Source organism: Cyclobacterium sp. (genome assembly GCF_014762705.1).
Classification (GTDB): domain Bacteria; phylum Bacteroidota; class Bacteroidia; order Cytophagales; family Cyclobacteriaceae; genus Cyclobacterium.
In genome coordinates this window covers 139,570-155,598 of sequence record NZ_JABURL010000023.1, presented here as the reverse complement: position 1 = coordinate 155,598, position 16,029 = coordinate 139,570, and the positions used below count along the sequence as shown (strand labels likewise).

Genomic DNA, 16,029 nt, shown 5'->3' with positions numbered 1-16,029 from the left:
TATTAACTTTTGTTATTCTCTTTAAACTGCTCATAATCATCTACTTTCCCTTGAAAGGCCAATTTACCGGATTCTAGTTCCACAATTTTGTCCGCCCTGCGCATTAAGTTTTTATCCGTAGACACTACCACCATGGTCCAGGGGCCTGCAAACATATAATCCAGAAGCGTTTGGGCTTCCTCATCGCTTAGGTAGCTGAGTTCCTCCTCCAAAAGCAGGAGTTTGGGGCCAAAACACAGGCTTCTGGCCAAAATGATTTTACTGATATTGGCATTGCTTAAATGCTTGCCTTCAGGCAGTAATTGGGTTTCCAAATCGTCCTTTAACTCGTAGATATAATCCTTTAATCCTACCACTTCTAAAATTTCACGAATTTTTTGCTCGGGGATGTCTTCATTCCCGACCGTGATATTTTCCCTTATAGTACCATGAAAAATGGATTGCCTGGAAAGACTGTCCCCGATCATGGATCTCAATTTTTCTAAAGAAAGGGTATCCATGGGTAATTTATTGACAATGATATTGCCCTGGTAATCTTCTATCAATCCAGCCATCAACTGCATAAACGTACTTTTACCAGAACCACTTTTACCCGTAATGACCACTTTTTCTCCGGAACCTATTTCCAAATTGATGTCCATTAGATTGGGCGTTTTCTTGTCTTTGGGATGGTAAGTAATATCCCTAAATATATAGGACAAACCCGACTCGGATTGACCGAATGCCTTATCTATCCCCTCAGACCTTTCCAGATCCAAATCCATGATCAAACCCAATTTTTCTGTAGCGGTAAGGGTATCATAAACGGTTTCCAAACTTAGAATAAGTTTCTCTACCGAATTAATGATCAATACAATAATGATTTCTGCGGCCACAAACTGACCAATACTGATCTCGTTATTCATCAATAAAATACTTCCTGCTACCAATAAGGTGACTATAATGGCAGCTTTAAAGCCGATCATCACTTTGTATTGTAAAATCAGTACTGCAAAATGAGAGTTTCTGAACCCTACGTACTTGCCAACCAATTGATCTACCTTTTTAAAGGGAAGGGGTGAGAAACCGGATAATTTGAAGGTACCCAAAGTTCTGGCTATCTCTTCCAGCCAGTAAGCTACCTCGTATTTTGCCGTAGATTCTTTTAAACTTTCTTTCATGCCCTTCGGACTGGTCAATTTAAAAATCAAGTAAAGGATAAACACCAATGCGAAAGAGAAAATAATGAAAAATGGATGGTATATCGATAGTAAAATCAGGCCAAAGAATACCTGAAGAGAGGCGGTACTAAAATCAATCAATAGTTTTGACAGTCCCTTTTGCAAAACAATGGTATCAAAAAACCTGTTGACAAGCTCCGGAGGAAATTTTCCCCTGAAGGCTTCTGTTTTGATCCTGGGGATTCTATAAGCAAACTCCATGGCCGATTTTCCAAACACCCGCTGCTGCAATTTTTCCGTCAGATACAGCTGGCTGATTTGAAGATAGCCTCCAAAGATAACCCCTAAGGCTACAATGACTACCAGCAATACCCAGGAAGATGTCATCCTTCCCCCAAGAATAAAATTCAGGATGGCCTGAATACCCAGAGGCAGGGACAAAGAAACCAAACCATTGAGTACCGCATAAAAATAGATCGCATAGATTTCTTTCTTCTCATCTTTGAGCAGGCTGAAAAATCTTTTTAATGGCGTATTTATTAGATTTTCACTCATCTTTTAAAGTTTTAAACACCCAATCGAAATAGAAACCAAGTTTTTGCTCTCCGACAAGGCCGGATTCGGTCATTTTTGGCATATGCTTTAAGAAAAAGGCATGGAGTAAAGTAGACTCCACTAAAGTGGATACCAGGGTTTTCGGGTAATTGTATTTGGGATTAATTTCACTGACAATGGCAGCTATCCGGTCTGTAAACCGGTAAAACTGTTTAAAAAACCCACTATTATTTTCCTCATCTACCTCCTTGGTCAAAAAAGCCTTGTAGGATTCCTGCGTGACCAACAACCGTAATTTCTGTATATCCATGTATTTGTTTTTTTCATACACCGGTCCTTCTACAAGTAATCGAATAGCTACCTTCATCCTGTCCAGCGGATCATGCAAATTTGAGGTAGCAAATACCAGGTTATGCTCCAACCATCCCCAATACCAATTGGTGAGATAAACCAATAGTTTATGCTTGTTTTCGAAATACCGGTAAATCGCTGCTTCAGTACTGCCTACACTTTCTGATAACCTCTTAAAATTAAAACTTTCCATGCCCAAAGTAACAATAAGGTGGGGGCTTTCTCGAATAATCTTTTTTCCCAGGTCTGAACTAAGCGGATCCTTCAGAAAAATCTCGCTGTTTACCGGAACAACAAAACCGGTTAATATCTGTTCCATTAGAATGATTAATAGTAAAACTTTATGGAGCAATATACGAACAGACTAAAAGTAAGTTTTACTTACTAATAAAAAGTTTTACTTTTTTTCAAAGAAAATTCAATTGAGACCAAAATCGAATCAACCCTTATCCGGTTCGTAACTAATTTTACCCAAACCATAAAGGTATAATACCTTGGAAATTCGCAACATCAAGGGGAGTAGTATCAGGTTGAAAAAAAGTACCGATACAATGTAGACCATCAATTCAGGATCGTTAAACAAAAAATTAAGGACAACCATCACGGTGATAAAAAGGGCTACCGATAGTGCATAACTGATGTACATTGCCCCATAATAAAAATCAGGTTCAGGGACCAGTTCTACCCCACAGTTGGGACAGGTTTGATTTACCGCTGTTAGTTTTTTAAAACTCATCAGGGGCACAGGAAAAACATTCCCCTTTCTGCACCTGGGACATTTACCTTTAAGTATGGCTGTTGTCAGACTTGCTTCTTTTTTCATTCATCTATTCAATTAGCGGATTTCATCCAGGTCATAATCTTTGCCTTTACCCCAGCGCAACAGTTCTTCTAATTCATAGTATTCCAGGGTGTCCAGGTCTTTAACCCTGAAATTCTCCCTCCCGGTTCGCTCCATAATCTCCAGCATCCGGATTTCTCCATAATTGACCAGCCGGTATACCCGGCCCACCCTGATATTGTCTATGGCTAATGGCATTTGCTTTAAATTAAATGATTATCACTGTAAAAGCCCGGGAATAAAATCCTTTGATATTAACTGGCCAACAGCAAAAAAGAAAAATTGTTCCTTCCTTTTTTAAATTTTCTAACAAACCGCCCTGGTGTTTACAATGCATGTTTAGGTTGACAAAACAGGTTTATAATTTCAGAGGAGACCTATTGGTTTCAAGGACCTCATCCGGGTATTCCGCCTTATGCCTGTAAGGGATGAAAACAGGAAAGTCAGATTCCTCCACAAGCTAAAATGTTCCGGGGAATTTTAATCCTGGTCCTGAGATGACAAAGTTATCATCATTTCTTATTTAATGCTACCTCCTAATCCTAAAAGTTATTTTGCGGCAATAACTTCAATTTCGCCCAGAATCTGTTAATTTTGCAACTCATTTAAAAAAATGCTGAAAATGACCGTCACAAAAAAATTCATCATTGATTTTGACAGTACTTTTACGAAGGTGGAAGCCCTGGATATTTTAGGTGAAATAAGCCTTAAGGATGATCCTGAAAAAGCCAAAAAACTTCAGGCAATCAAGGACATAACCGACCAGGGTATGGAGGGAAAACTAACATTCAGGGAAAGTCTGGTACAGCGGCTGAACATATTGGATGCCAATAAAGACCAGATTTCTGAATTGATTGCCTCCCTGAAGAGAAAAGTTTCGGATTCATTCCAAAGAAACAAAGAATTTTTAAAGGAAAATGCTGCTGATATTTTTATCATCTCCAATGGATTCAAAGATTTCGTGGTGCCCATAGTAACCGAGTATGGTATCAGGCCTGAGAATGTATTTGCCAATGAATTTGTATATGCGGACTCGGGCAAAATAGCTGGGTTTAACGAAGAAAATCCGCTTTCTAAAAATAACGGGAAACCTGAAACAATCAGAAAGTTGAATTTGGAGGGAGATATTTATGTGATTGGAGATGGCTATACTGACTATGAAATAAAAGCCTCCGGAGTGGCCAATAAATTCTACGCTTTTACCGAAAATGTACACAGACCTTCCGTTTCTTCCAAAGCGGATCATATTGCACCTAGTCTGGATGAAATATTATATGTAAATAAAATGAATAAAAAGTTTTCCTACCCCAAAAGTCGGATCAATGTCCTGTTATTGGAAAATGTTCATCCCATCGGCATTGAGCTGATGAAGGAAGAAGGTTACAATGTGGAAGTAATCAGCTCTGCCCTTTCCGAAGAAGAACTGGCAGAAAAGATAAAGAAAGTATCCGTGTTGGGTATCCGGTCAAAAACACAAGTAACTTCCAAAGTGCTGGAAAATGCCAATCGCCTGATTGCCATCGGTGCTTTTTGTATTGGCACCAACCAGATTGACCTGGAGACCTGTCAGGAAAAAGGCATTGCAGTATTCAATGCACCCTTTAGCAACACCCGTTCAGTGGTGGAACTGGCCATAGCAGAAATCATCTTTTTAATGCGCAGGTTGGTTGACAAAACCAGCAGCATGCACCAGGGCATATGGGACAAAAGTGCCTCAGGTAGTTTTGAAATCAGGGGCAAAAAACTGGGCATTATTGGCTATGGAAATATCGGTTCTCAACTTTCTGTTTTGGCAGAAAACATGGGACTGGATGTCTATTATTATGATGTGGTAGAAAGGTTGGCATTGGGTAACGCCACCAAGGCCGATTCCCTGGATGAGTTGCTCAGTACCTGTGATGTCATCACCTTACATGTAGACGGAAGAAAGAGCAATGAAATGCTCATTGACAAGGAAAAGCTGGCATTGATGAAAAAAGGGTCCTACCTGATCAACCTGAGCAGGGGACACGTGGTGGATGTACCTGCCTTGCGTGACGCTTTGGAGAGCGGCCATCTGGCAGGTGCCAGTATAGATGTTTTTCCAAGTGAGCCCAAAAACAATTCAGAACCTTTTGTCTCCGAGCTGATAGGAATGCCCAATACCATCCTTACCCCCCATATCGGTGGCAGCACCCTGGAAGCCCAGCAAAACATTGCCCGGTTTGTACCTGGTAAAATCATTGAATATATCAACACCGGTAACACCTACAACAGTGTCAACTTTCCCAACATCCAATTGCCTTTTCTCCAGGATGCACATCGGCTGATCCACATCCATCTCAACGAGCCGGGGATCATGGCAAGGATCAACAAAGTGTTGGCAGATTATGAAATCAACATTGTTGGTCAATACCTGAAGACCAACGAAAAAATAGGCTACGTGATCACTGATATAGACAAGGCCTACAGCAGCAAAGTAATCGATGAACTGAAGGCCATAAATGGCACCATACGTTTCAGGGTCCTGTATTAGAATCCTATCGATGCATGAATGAGCGGTTTATTTTTTGATATAGGTCATGGCACAAAAAACGAGAATAGCTGTAGCGTTGCCTGGCAATGAAAATGTCATCCAGAAACGAAGGTTGACACTAAATGTGGGACTCATTGCCAAATGCCCCTTACCCTCATTTTTTTGGTAAATTTTCTTTTTCACTGCTTAAAAAACATCAAAAGGGAGGCCGCAGAGCGGTCTCCCTTTAAATAGGGTCCGGATCATGGAGTGTTACAAACCTCCGATATGACAGGATTTGAGCTGCACCATCTCCGCAACCTTCCACTGTTAACCTGCATCCAAAAGGAATACGAGGTCTTTCCAAAGGAAAGATGAGGCCTGGTTTTGAAGCGGTGCTTCACTCGGCATTTTAATCAACTTGTGAAGTTTGAACATGTCGCTGACCCGAACCTTTGATCAAATATACAACCTATTCCAGCAAACCTCAAATCAGGAGCAGATTAGCGCGGGATCAGAAATAAATGGTTGGCCTGAAAAAAACAATCTGGAAAAATTTCATGTAAATTGCCATCAAAAACAGCAAACTTTAGATTGTTTTAAAGTTTAATTTTACTAATTTAAATTTTACTGATTTTAAAATAATTTGTAGCGGGCCTGACAAATTTTAACTGAAGGAATCCATTAATTTAACTATTGATAATGTATCAAATCAAAAAGATCATTGTTTGTCTGGATCAGAGTGAAATGGACAAGACACTGGTGAAATTTGCCGCATTTATAGCAAAGACCAACCAATCCAAAAAAATTTATTTTACGAATGTAATCCGCAACCTTTCTATTCCAAAGGATATTTTGAATGAATTTCCCAACCTGATCAGCAATATGGTAGAAGAGCGGGAGAATCAAATGAAAAAGGTAGTAGCTGATAACTTTGACCCTAATCTTAAAGTAAGTACCTCCTTCATTGTAAAGGAGGGTCAACTTTCCAAAAAAATCCTGAAGTTAGCCAATGAAAAGTCCGCAGACCTGATATTGGTAGGGCGAAAAACAAAATTACCGGGTTCTGGTGTGATATCCCAACGCCTGGCCAGAAGGGCCTCCTGCTCCCTGCTGATCGTTCCTGAAAACAGCCTCCCAAAAATAAAAAAACTGCTGGTCCCAAGTGACTTTTCCGATTATTCGAAGGATGCCCTGGAGGAAGCCATTGAAATAGCAGAAAAAAATGAGGGTAAATCAGAAGTTTTTTGTCAAAATGTTTATTCAGTCCCATCAGGGTACCATTTTACAGGAAAATCTTATGAAGAATTTAGTCAAATCATGCTGAAAAATGCGGAGGTAAACTACAAGAAGTTTATCAGAAAAATCGATAGTAAATCTGTCAAGATCAAGCCGCTATATACCAAAGACGAAGATGATGATCTGGTGGTGGATATTATAAGCAAAGCCCAGGAGATAAAGGCCGACATGATCATCATTGGTGCCAAGGGAAGAACTGCGGCCACAGCTCTTTTTATAGGGAGCATGGCAGAAAGATTGATACAAATGAATGACAAGGTACCGCTTTTAGTGACACGTCCAAAAGGGAAAAATGCCGGGATTATTGAGTACATTCTTGAAATATAAATCATTTCACATACAGAAAAACATGTTTTAGGACTTTATAAATATATTTCATAACTTCAATTTTGAATCAAAATTAATTTAATCATGAAATCAAGGACCTCCTTTTTACTCATTATTTTGCTGTCATTGATCAGTTGGAATGCCCAATCACAACTGCTCAAGCGGATAAAAAGAGCAGCTTCTGAGGGAGTTTCCAGGGCTGTGGAAAGAACCGTGGAAAAAGAAGTAGCAAAAGCCACGCAAAGGCAATTAGAAAAAGCTTTCAGTAACCTTTACGGGGATATGGGGAGTGGGGAGAATGGTTCTCCCGAAGGAAATTATGATTTTAGCAAGATCATGGGCTCCATCAATATGGATGTGGAAACAGAAAGTTCCTATAGCTTTTCCGGATTGGCCGTGATGGAAATAAACAGTACAGATGAAAAGGGTAAAACCCAGGACCCTATTCTCTTCAACTCTTTTTTATCAGAAAATCCAGATTATTTTGGGATGGAATTTATAGATCCAGAAAGTAAAAATGCCTCAGAAAAAGCGGTTATCATCATGGACCATAAAAACCAGGCAACAGTGATGCTGATGGACAATGAAGATGGTAAATCTAGCATGGCCTTTTCCATTGACTGGCAAGGCATGATGGATGGCGTAGATTTGGAAGAGGACGAAACATCCCCGAATACTGAAGATTTTTCCTTTGAAAAAACAGGAAATACCAAAGATATTCTGGGATATACCTGTGACGAGTATCGGGTGATGAGCGATGAAATGGAAGGTAGTTATTGGTTAAGCCAGTCTCCAATAGTAGGAATGGAATCATTTTGGAGTAAAAACAGCCCCTTCATCACCAAAAAGATGAAAGAAGAAAATCAGGAATATTTTAGTAATTTACCGGAAGGGAACATTCTGGAAATGGATTTTACAAGTAAGGAGGATCAAAGCAGGACCCAAATGAAAATGATTGAGATTGACACCAACAAAACGAGTAACTTTGATCTGGCAGAATATCCTAATGCGATGAAAGCTGCCAAATAACCTTATAAAAAAAGTTGTATTGATAGTTTCAATTATTGTAGCCAGGGCATCCAATGATGCCATAGGCATTAATGGGAAATTGCCCTGGTATCTACCATCAGACCTCAGACATTTTAAAAATACTACCAAAGGCCATCATGTGGTGATGGGAAGAAAAACATTTGTTTCATTGGGAAAACCACTTCCTGGCAGACCGCATATTGTGGTTACCAGTAATACCAGCTTTGAAGTTCCGGAGGGGCATTATGTGGCACACAGCATAGAGGAAGCCCTGCAAATAGGGAGGTCAAAGGAACTTGAAAAACTATTTATTTTGGGTGGAGCAGAAATTTACAAACTGGCACTTCCGTTTACTGATGAAATGATCATCACTGAAATTGATGCCTGCCCGGAAGCCGACACCTTTTTTCCAAAATTCGATTCCAAGGAGTGGCAAATTGTCCAAAAGGAAACCATTGAAAAAGATGACAAAAACAAATTCGATCATGCCTTTGTAACTTACAAACGCATTGGAAGCTAACATCAGGAATTTATTCCCCTTGTGGAGAAATAAAGCTGAAAATTCCCCTTCCCTAAACGGAAACTTTTTAATTTTGGTCCACACTAGTAAAAACCCTACCCCATGTATCAACCTGTAACTGCCGAAATCATTTCAATAGGTGACGAGCTGCTCTATGGCCAGATTCTCGACACCAATAGCAAGTGGCTGAGCGAAGAAATGGATAAAATAGGGATTCGGGTTGTAAGGAAAACCACCGTAGGGGATAACAAGGAATCCATGCGACAGGCTTTTGTTGCCGCTTCTGAAAAAGTGGATATTGTTCTGATGACCGGCGGTTTGGGGCCCACAAAAGACGACCTGACTAAAAATGTTCTGGCAGAATTTTTTGGATCCCAGTTGGTATTATTCCCGCGGGCGTTGGAAGATGTCAAAAGATTGTTTGAAAGCAGGGGCCGGGAATTGTCCGATACCAACCGTGCTCAGGCATACCTGCCTTCCAACTGCCAATATATTCACAATCAAGTAGGCACTGCCCCTGGGATGTGGTTTGAGGAAAAGGGAACTTTATGGATGTCTATGCCTGGAGTGCCGCATGAAATGAAACACCTGATGGAAAAAACCGTGATCCCACGGTTAAAAGAAAAATTCCCACTGCCTGTAATCTATCATAAACTGGTTAAGACAGTAGGAATAGGTGAAAGTTGGCTTTCCGATATCATTGGTACCTGGGAGGATCAATTGCCTTCACATATCAGGTTGGCATACCTCCCCTCTCTTGGAGAGGTAAAGCTGAGGCTTACTGGATTTGGAGAAAATCAGGAAGCCATAACCAGGGAGATCGATGAACAGATAGGCAGCTTACTCCCACTAATTGAGCCGTACGTCTACGGATACAATAATGACACATTGTCCTCCGCAATTGGGCATTTACTTGTTCAAAAAGGAAAAACCCTAGCCTTGGCAGAAAGTTGTTCCGGAGGATACATTTCACATTTGATCACCGGAATTCCCGGATCAAGTGAATATTTTAATGGTGCGGTGGTTCCCTACCACAATGTTTTTAAGGAATCAATATTAGGGGTTTTGGAAACAACACTTGTCAGCCATGGAGCCGTCAGTGAGGAAACAGTTAAGGAAATGGCAAAACAAGTTCGCCTAAAATTTAATGCTGATTACGGTTTGTCTTCCAGTGGGGTGGCAGGACCCGGGGGTGGCACCGCATCAAAACCCGTGGGCTTGGTTTGGATCGCCTGTGATGACGGCAAATCCTGCAAGACCCGAAAACTACAACTTACCCAAGACCGAACTGTAAATATACACCTGACAGCTATAGCTGCATTAAACTTATTGAGAGAGACAGTGATACAGGAATCGAATTAAAATTTAAATCGATTCCTTTTGCAAAATAAGGACTTAAATTTAGTTTTATATTTGAGGAGAATTCAACTAGAATGTAAAAAGCTATGGCAACAGTAGAAATGGTGATGCCCAAAATGGGGGAAAGCATTATGGAAGGCACTATACTTTCCTGGCTAAAAAAGGAAGGGGACCTTATCGAACAGGATGAATCTGTTCTTGAGGTGGCTACGGATAAAGTAGACACAGAAGTCCCTGCCACCCATGCCGGTACACTCAAATCTATTCTTGCCAGGGAAGGTGAAGTGGTAGAGGTAGGGAAACCAATCGCCCTTATTGAAATTAATGATAGCCAGGAAGATGATAGCATAAAAGATGCGGCAGCACCTATTACTGAGCAGCCTTCTCCGGAACAGGAAATTTTGCAGGATGTACCAGCCTTAACCTCCCTGATCCTTGGATCCGAATCTTCCAAAGAAAAAACAGGAGACAAAAGATTTTATTCTCCCCTGGTGCAAAGCATCGCTAAAGCAGAGGGAATCAGTGCGGAAGAATTGGCAAAAATTCCAGGCACTGGTAAAAACGGCAGGCTAACCAAAAACGATGTACTCGCTTTCGTGGGTGAAAGAAAAACATCCCCCTCAGATCTCCGCCAAACCTCCGCTGCCATTGGATCAGGCACTGAGGAAATTATTGAAATGGACAGGATGCGGAAAATGATCGCCCAGCGCATGCTGGATTCCAAAAACATTTCCGCCCATGTTACCTCTTTTGTAGAAGCAGACCTTACCAAGGTTGTACTTTTTAGAAACAAAATCAAAGAGGAGTTCAGAAAAAAAGAAGGGGAAGGAATTACTTTCACCCCCTTCTTTGTAATGGCCATCGCAAAGGCACTAAAGGAATTCCCTATGATCAATATTTCCGTTGAAGGAGATACGATCATCAAAAAACACAACATTAATATAGGAATAGCCGTGGCCCTTGCTAATGGTAACCTGATCGTACCAGTGATTAAAAATGCAGATCAATACAACCTTAAAGGACTTTCGAAAAAAATCAATGACCTGGCCATCCGTGCAAGGGAAAATAAGCTGCACGCAGAAGAACTTAAAGGGGGAACATATACGCTCTCGAATATAGGTTCTTTTGGAAATATCATGGGCACTCCTATCATTGTTCAGCCACAGGTAGCTATTCTGGCAGTAGGAACCATCACCAAGAAACCAGCGGTCGTTGAAACCCCTACCGGGGACATGATAGGTATCAGACACAAGATGATTTTATCCCATTCTTATGATCATCGGGTGGTAGATGGGGCTCTGGGAGGCATGTTTGTGAAAAAGGTAGCAGATTACCTCGAAAACTTCGACATGGATACCAATGTCCTGTCAACGCTTGAATGAGCGATGTATTTGAGTTAGGTCGGGATACAATAAGTCCGACAAACAGGAGAGGCTTATAGTAAGGCTGGATAATTACACATACGTGTACCGGAATATCCGAAAGTTTAGGCTGGACCTAAAGCTATCATACTGCCTATCTGGACATGGCCAGTGAGCAAGCCTTGATTTTATCTATTATCTGTTGGATTTTTACCGGTTTGGTAAGGTAGTCGGTCATCCCTATCCTCAAAGCCTCATCCACATCTTCTTTAAAAACACCGGCAGATAAACCTACAATACTTACTGATTTTCCATATGGAAGGGTTCTGATCACTTTTGTAGCTTCCATCCCATTCATTCCTGGCATTTGGTTGTCCATAAAAATCAGGTCGAATTTTTTTCCTTCGACTATTTTCACGGCTTCCATACCATTCATCGCTATTTCAGGGGTATATCCCATTTGCTCCAGAAGCATGATCATAAACTTGAGATTAATCTCATTATCCTCTACGACAAGGATTTTTAAGGGATGGTCTTCAGCCAGGGTTTCAAAGTCAGTTACCTCTTCCGTACCTGACATTACATGTAAAGTGGTATTTTCCTCTCCATTGATATGGGAGATAAGGGTGAAAGAAAACAGGGAACCTACTCCCAGTTCACTCTCTATTTGTAAAGCACCTCCCATCAATTCAATTAGTTTATTGGCTATTGCCAGGCCCAGACCAGTACCCTGGTACTCCCCGTTTGAAGCAGCCCCGACCTGGGTAAATGGCTTGGTGAGTTCGGGTAACTTTTTCTGATCAATCCCCACTCCATCATCCTGTACTGCGCAGGATAAAATGAGATTATTGGAAAATAATTTTTCTCCTTTCAGTGAAATGTGAATCTTTCCTCTTTTTTGAGAATACTTAACCGCATTGCCGATAATATTGAAAAAGATTTGAGCCAATTTATCCTTATCCAAAACAATGGCATCTGGCAGTGATTCATCTATTTCCAATTGAATTTGTAAAGCTTTTTCCTTCACCATTCCTGAAAAAATATTGATGATCCGTTCCATTTCCTGTTTCAAATTAAACAGCACAGGATACAGCTCCATCCTACCCGCTTCAATCTTTGAATAATCCAGAATGTCATTAACAATATGGAGCAGGGACTCGCCGGAATCACCAATTATTGAAAGTAATTCTTTTTGTTCTTCCGATAGCTTGGTTTTGTTCAGCAAACCAGTGATGCCCAGCAAACCATTTAGCGGTGTCCTTATTTCATGACTCATATTGGCCAAAAAATTAGATTTTTCTTTATTGGCAATTTCAGCTTTTTCTTTTGCATCCCTTAATCCTTTCTCCCAAAGCTTCTGCCCTGTAATATCCCTGGCCACAGACATCATCCTCCCTTCATCCAGTTTAAAAAACCTGACCTCAAAAAATCTCCTGCCAATGTCCAGCAACAGATCCAACTCTTCCGTTTGCATTTTACCGGTCATTACAGCCCTTTTGAAAGCCCTCATGGCCTTATCCCCTGAATCTCCGGAAAGGACTTCATTGATGTTTTTGCCAAGGGATTTCTGAGGAGGCTGTAACAAAAATTCATCATTCTGAACATAATAATCCAGGAAATCACCTTGATTATTGTAAATAAAAATGATATCAGGAAGACTGTTTAAAACAGATCTCAGCCTATTCTCACTTCGGATCAATTCCTGATCAGCGATATATTTATCATGAATATCAGAGCATATGCCCACATCCCCTAAAAATTGGCCTGTCGGACTGTAAATCAATTTTTCAAATATTTTTACCCTTACGGGGCTTCCGGTATTTCGGGTCATGGTCGCTTCAAAGTAATAAAAATCTTTTTCCTCCTTGATGGCCTTGTTTTTAGTAAGTAAAAAAGCGTCTGCATCTTCCTCCATCAAATGAAAAGGGCTAAGTGCTAAAAATTCCTCTGGGGTGTAACCCAAGACCTCCTTCACATTATCACTCACCTGATAAGGGATCAATTTTTCATCATGATAATAAATAAATCCCTTGGACTGCTGCAATAATATAGTTTGTTGCTTTAAAAGTTTATCCAAATCCTTGGATTTCTTTTCTAATAATTGGTTGTTTTCGCTTGTCACCTGGAAATACCTCGATAAAAAGAATACAAACAATAAAAGCAAAGCAAAAAGCGAAAGAAAAAAGTAAAAGTAAGTTCCAAAAATCCCGGATACAATGGTAGCCTTATCCTGAGAAAAAACGAAAGCCAAAGAAGTATCTAAATTAATTAGGGAAAAAGGATATTGTATGATTAAATTTATTCTTTTATTTTCAACTTCACCATACTTTACCCAGCCCTCATATTCACCTCTAAGGCCTCCTTCAATTTCCCTGGCTATGACACCCTCAAGCGGTTCATCCAGCAAAACTAGCTTCCTGACCTCATCCTCCGCCAGATCAAAAAATACACCGTCCATAAAAATGAGTTTATGGGTATCAGCCCCCAAATAGTAATTGGCGAGGTGATTGATAAAGTATTTTTCCAGGCTAAGCTTGACCAGTATAGTCACATTTCCCCTGCTCGACCTGATTCTGAAGCAATGCTGGCAGGTTTCTTTACCTACTGGTATTGAGGATTCAATGATCGAAAAATAATTGGCGTCGGATACATGGTATTTTTTCCTAAACTCCCCCTTCTCTATGATTAACGTATCAATAAGGTTGATGTAATTGTTTAAAAGTCTACGTACCCTTGTTTCATCAACCGGCTTTTCATCAAGGGATGGATTATAATTCAATGGTTTTTCCTGATTATTGGCGTAAAAAATCAGGTCTTCATTCAGGTTATTGAAATTTCTTTGGGCTTCATTGGCCGCAAGTTCTACCTGCCTACTTAAGAAAACCTTCCTGTTTTCAATGAGGTTTTCCGACAAGGAGCGGTAAAAGAAAAATGCCAGCATGATTGTAAATAAAATCGCCACTATGCTCAGACCAATAAGCCACCAAAACTTCCTGGTATCCTTTTTGCATTTATCCAACTTGCTTTCTGTCTTCCTAGTCATGGATATCCAATAAGTACCAGTCCATAATATTCATCTTTCTGCAATAGGCCATAAAACGCCTTCCCGCCATTTCAAAACTGTGAATACTTTCTTTCTCAAGTAAAAATTTGGATGCCATTCTCCTGACTTCCTTGCTCTTGCTTTTGAAAAGGTTAAAATCCTCTCTCCTAAAGCTATCTGAATGAATGGTTTGAATGTAAGCGTGATTCTTCAAAGGAGGCAAACTTAAAGCTTCGATTGCCGCTGCCTTACCCGCTACAACGGTACCCTGGTTGTCGATCAACATGAGCTTTTTATCATATTTATCCAGAAATGAATCCATTAGGTCCGATAAGGTAATATCAAAGCCCAACACCCCTTTCAATTCATTATTATGATATACCGGATGAATCAGGGATAAAATCCAACCTCTGCCTACCGGGTCAATATAAACTTCCTCTACCCAGACAGATTCCCTGTTAGGATTTCTGTCTTCATCTGCCAGGTAAAAAAAATTGAAAGCTGTGATATCAATATCAGGCTCAATGGAATTTAACAAATCATAAGGAGGGTATAACCTGCTAAAATTACTGGACGAATTGAAGTAAACCTGACTGACCATCGGCCTGTTTTCAGTAATTTCCCGGAATTCCACATCCATTAATTCCGTAGCGAAAACCTCCTTCACAGAACGCTTTTTGTTTTCAGCTAACAAGGATATAAAAACGGTACTCCCTTCATCTTCATTATTCCTGCTGTAAAAAAAACCATTGTCATCTGTTTGGAATTTATCAGCATTGACAAGTGCAGCCAGGCTATCGGATTTTTCAAACAATCCTGATGAAAAAACAGCTAACTGGGATATCTCCTCCTCAAGTGGTATTAAGTCCGCTTCCGCTTTATGAATCAAGGTATCCAAAAGCAAAAAATGGTCTTCACTCTCCATCTTTCTATCCGATTGACAGGCAAAAGAAATCAATAAAACCAAAACGGGTATAAAAAATAAATATTTCATCTTTGAATATTTAAATATATTCAAATTTAAATATTTTCCATAGCAATATGAAGGGATTGTTGCATTTCATCGAATCTTTCTTTGACTTTATCAAAAAAACTCCCTTCCAATAGCTGATCCAGGTCCTTTTCATCCAATACATCCATGGCAGGGACTTTGAAAGTTTGCTCTACCATACCGGAGTCAAATTTAAGCAGGTACTTATTGTTCCAATCAAAAAGACTGATCCTAATACCCTCTTTGCTGATTTCTCGAACTACCCTCATTCCGGCCTTATTACTTTTGCGGTATAAACGATCTCCGACTTGAGAGATGAAGCAACAGAACAATATTTATCAACAGCAAGCCTGACCACTTTTTCGAATTCGGCTTGGGTGGCATCCGGAGAGGTCAGGACAAATAACAGGTGGATTGAGGTATAAAAAGAAGGGACACCATCATTCCTGATCCCCTCTGCCTCAATTTTAAAATCTGTTACCTGCTTTCGCTTCTTTTTCATCATCAGGACGGTATCAACAGCTGAACACCCTGCCAATCCTGAAAGCAGAAGTTCCATGGGTGACTGGTACTTTTTATCTTCTCCGGCATACATGTCAATATGGACCTTATTCCCAGTGGCATTTACTGACTCGTATTCATGGTCAGCAATCATTTTTAAGGTGATTGTCTTTTTATTCATGATTAACTTTAAGATAA

General features: G+C 40.2%; 14 protein-coding genes. 6 read left to right on the top strand and 8 right to left on the bottom strand.

Annotated features, from left to right (window positions below; all coding sequences use genetic code 11):
* Positions 1-2: 2 nt before the first annotated feature.
* The 4 genes from HUJ21_RS03705 to HUJ21_RS03690 form a co-directional block, all read right to left on the bottom strand.
* Entirely contained in the window at positions 3-1,715 is a 1,713-nt protein-coding gene (locus HUJ21_RS03705; RefSeq protein ID WP_291367421.1) for an ATP-binding cassette domain-containing protein, read from the bottom strand.
* Positions 1,708-2,385 carry a TetR/AcrR family transcriptional regulator gene (locus tag HUJ21_RS03700; protein ID WP_291367419.1) on the bottom strand — a complete coding sequence of 226 codons (678 nt, stop codon included), beginning with the start codon at positions 2,383-2,385 and terminating at the stop codon, positions 1,708-1,710. The genes HUJ21_RS03705 and HUJ21_RS03700 overlap by 8 nt, the downstream gene beginning before the upstream one ends.
* A 120-nt stretch (positions 2,386-2,505) precedes the next feature.
* Entirely contained in the window at positions 2,506-2,889 is a 384-nt protein-coding gene (locus HUJ21_RS03695) for a DUF983 domain-containing protein (protein WP_291367417.1), read from the bottom strand.
* A gap of 12 nt (positions 2,890-2,901) precedes the next feature.
* Positions 2,902-3,105, bottom strand: coding sequence for a hypothetical protein (locus HUJ21_RS03690; RefSeq protein ID WP_166151874.1), 204 nt, complete (start codon positions 3,103-3,105; stop codon positions 2,902-2,904).
* 424 nt (positions 3,106-3,529) lie between these two features.
* Here HUJ21_RS03690 and serA point away from each other — a divergent pair, with 424 nt between their 5' ends.
* From serA to HUJ21_RS03660, 6 genes are all read left to right on the top strand, one after another.
* Positions 3,530-5,422 (top strand): phosphoglycerate dehydrogenase, encoded by a 1,893-nt coding sequence (gene serA / locus HUJ21_RS03685; protein WP_291367414.1) that lies wholly within the window; start codon positions 3,530-3,532, stop codon positions 5,420-5,422.
* A 681-nt stretch (positions 5,423-6,103) separates the two neighbouring features.
* Positions 6,104-7,027: a universal stress protein gene (locus HUJ21_RS03680; RefSeq protein WP_291367412.1), complete on the top strand. Its 924-nt coding sequence runs from the start codon at positions 6,104-6,106 to the stop codon at positions 7,025-7,027.
* Positions 7,028-7,111: 84 nt separating this feature from the next.
* Entirely contained in the window at positions 7,112-8,056 is a 945-nt protein-coding gene (locus tag HUJ21_RS03675) for a DUF4412 domain-containing protein (protein ID WP_291367411.1), read from the top strand.
* A gap of 19 nt (positions 8,057-8,075) precedes the next feature.
* Positions 8,076-8,576, top strand: a complete 501-nt coding sequence (locus tag HUJ21_RS03670) for a dihydrofolate reductase (RefSeq protein WP_291367409.1) — start codon at positions 8,076-8,078, stop codon at positions 8,574-8,576.
* Positions 8,577-8,678: 102 nt separating this feature from the next.
* Entirely contained in the window at positions 8,679-9,938 is a 1,260-nt protein-coding gene (locus tag HUJ21_RS03665) for a competence/damage-inducible protein A (RefSeq protein WP_291367407.1), read from the top strand.
* A gap of 83 nt (positions 9,939-10,021) precedes the next feature.
* Positions 10,022-11,317, top strand: a complete 1,296-nt coding sequence (locus tag HUJ21_RS03660; RefSeq protein WP_291367405.1) for a dihydrolipoamide acetyltransferase family protein — start codon at positions 10,022-10,024, stop codon at positions 11,315-11,317.
* A 133-nt stretch (positions 11,318-11,450) separates the two neighbouring features.
* Here the strand turns inward: HUJ21_RS03660 and HUJ21_RS03655 are convergent, their stop codons facing one another.
* The 4 genes from HUJ21_RS03655 to HUJ21_RS03640 are packed head-to-tail and all read right to left on the bottom strand — an operon-like array spanning position 11,451 to position 16,012.
* Positions 11,451-14,339 carry a PAS domain-containing hybrid sensor histidine kinase/response regulator gene (locus HUJ21_RS03655; protein ID WP_291367403.1) on the bottom strand — a complete coding sequence of 963 codons (2,889 nt, stop codon included), beginning with the start codon at positions 14,337-14,339 and terminating at the stop codon, positions 11,451-11,453.
* On the bottom strand, positions 14,332-15,333 hold the full coding sequence (locus tag HUJ21_RS03650) for a cache domain-containing protein (RefSeq protein ID WP_291367401.1): 1,002 nt from the start codon (positions 15,331-15,333) through the stop codon (positions 14,332-14,334). Before HUJ21_RS03650 ends, HUJ21_RS03655 begins: the two co-directional genes overlap by 8 nt.
* A 26-nt stretch (positions 15,334-15,359) precedes the next feature.
* Positions 15,360-15,599 (bottom strand): hypothetical protein, encoded by a 240-nt coding sequence (locus HUJ21_RS03645; protein ID WP_291367399.1) that lies wholly within the window; start codon positions 15,597-15,599, stop codon positions 15,360-15,362.
* Positions 15,596-16,012: an OsmC family protein gene (locus HUJ21_RS03640; protein ID WP_166151693.1), complete on the bottom strand. Its 417-nt coding sequence runs from the start codon at positions 16,010-16,012 to the stop codon at positions 15,596-15,598. Before HUJ21_RS03640 ends, HUJ21_RS03645 begins: the two co-directional genes overlap by 4 nt.
* Positions 16,013-16,029: the final 17 nt, after the last annotated feature.

What these genes read in the sequence shown, in the direction of transcription:
- HUJ21_RS03640 (WP_166151693.1), bottom strand. Translation starts at nt 16,012, where the DNA reads ATGAATAAAAAGACAATCACCTTAAAAATGATTGCTGACCATGAATAC.
- HUJ21_RS03700 (WP_291367419.1), bottom strand. Translation starts at nt 2,385, where the DNA reads ATGGAACAGATATTAACCGGTTTTGTTGTTCCGGTAAACAGCGAGATT.
- HUJ21_RS03705 (WP_291367421.1), bottom strand. Translation starts at nt 1,715, where the DNA reads ATGAGTGAAAATCTAATAAATACGCCATTAAAAAGATTTTTCAGCCTG.
- HUJ21_RS03680 (WP_291367412.1), top strand. Translation starts at nt 6,104, where the DNA reads ATGTATCAAATCAAAAAGATCATTGTTTGTCTGGATCAGAGTGAAATG.
- HUJ21_RS03650 (WP_291367401.1), bottom strand. Translation starts at nt 15,333, where the DNA reads ATGAAATATTTATTTTTTATACCCGTTTTGGTTTTATTGATTTCTTTT.
- HUJ21_RS03695 (WP_291367417.1), bottom strand. Translation starts at nt 2,889, where the DNA reads ATGAAAAAAGAAGCAAGTCTGACAACAGCCATACTTAAAGGTAAATGT.
- HUJ21_RS03665 (WP_291367407.1), top strand. Translation starts at nt 8,679, where the DNA reads ATGTATCAACCTGTAACTGCCGAAATCATTTCAATAGGTGACGAGCTG.
- HUJ21_RS03645 (WP_291367399.1), bottom strand. Translation starts at nt 15,599, where the DNA reads ATGAGGGTAGTTCGAGAAATCAGCAAAGAGGGTATTAGGATCAGTCTT.
- HUJ21_RS03655 (WP_291367403.1), bottom strand. Translation starts at nt 14,339, where the DNA reads ATGACTAGGAAGACAGAAAGCAAGTTGGATAAATGCAAAAAGGATACC.
- HUJ21_RS03690 (WP_166151874.1), bottom strand. Translation starts at nt 3,105, where the DNA reads ATGCCATTAGCCATAGACAATATCAGGGTGGGCCGGGTATACCGGCTG.
- HUJ21_RS03675 (WP_291367411.1), top strand. Translation starts at nt 7,112, where the DNA reads ATGAAATCAAGGACCTCCTTTTTACTCATTATTTTGCTGTCATTGATC.
- HUJ21_RS03660 (WP_291367405.1), top strand. Translation starts at nt 10,022, where the DNA reads ATGGCAACAGTAGAAATGGTGATGCCCAAAATGGGGGAAAGCATTATG.
- serA (WP_291367414.1), top strand. Translation starts at nt 3,530, where the DNA reads ATGACCGTCACAAAAAAATTCATCATTGATTTTGACAGTACTTTTACG.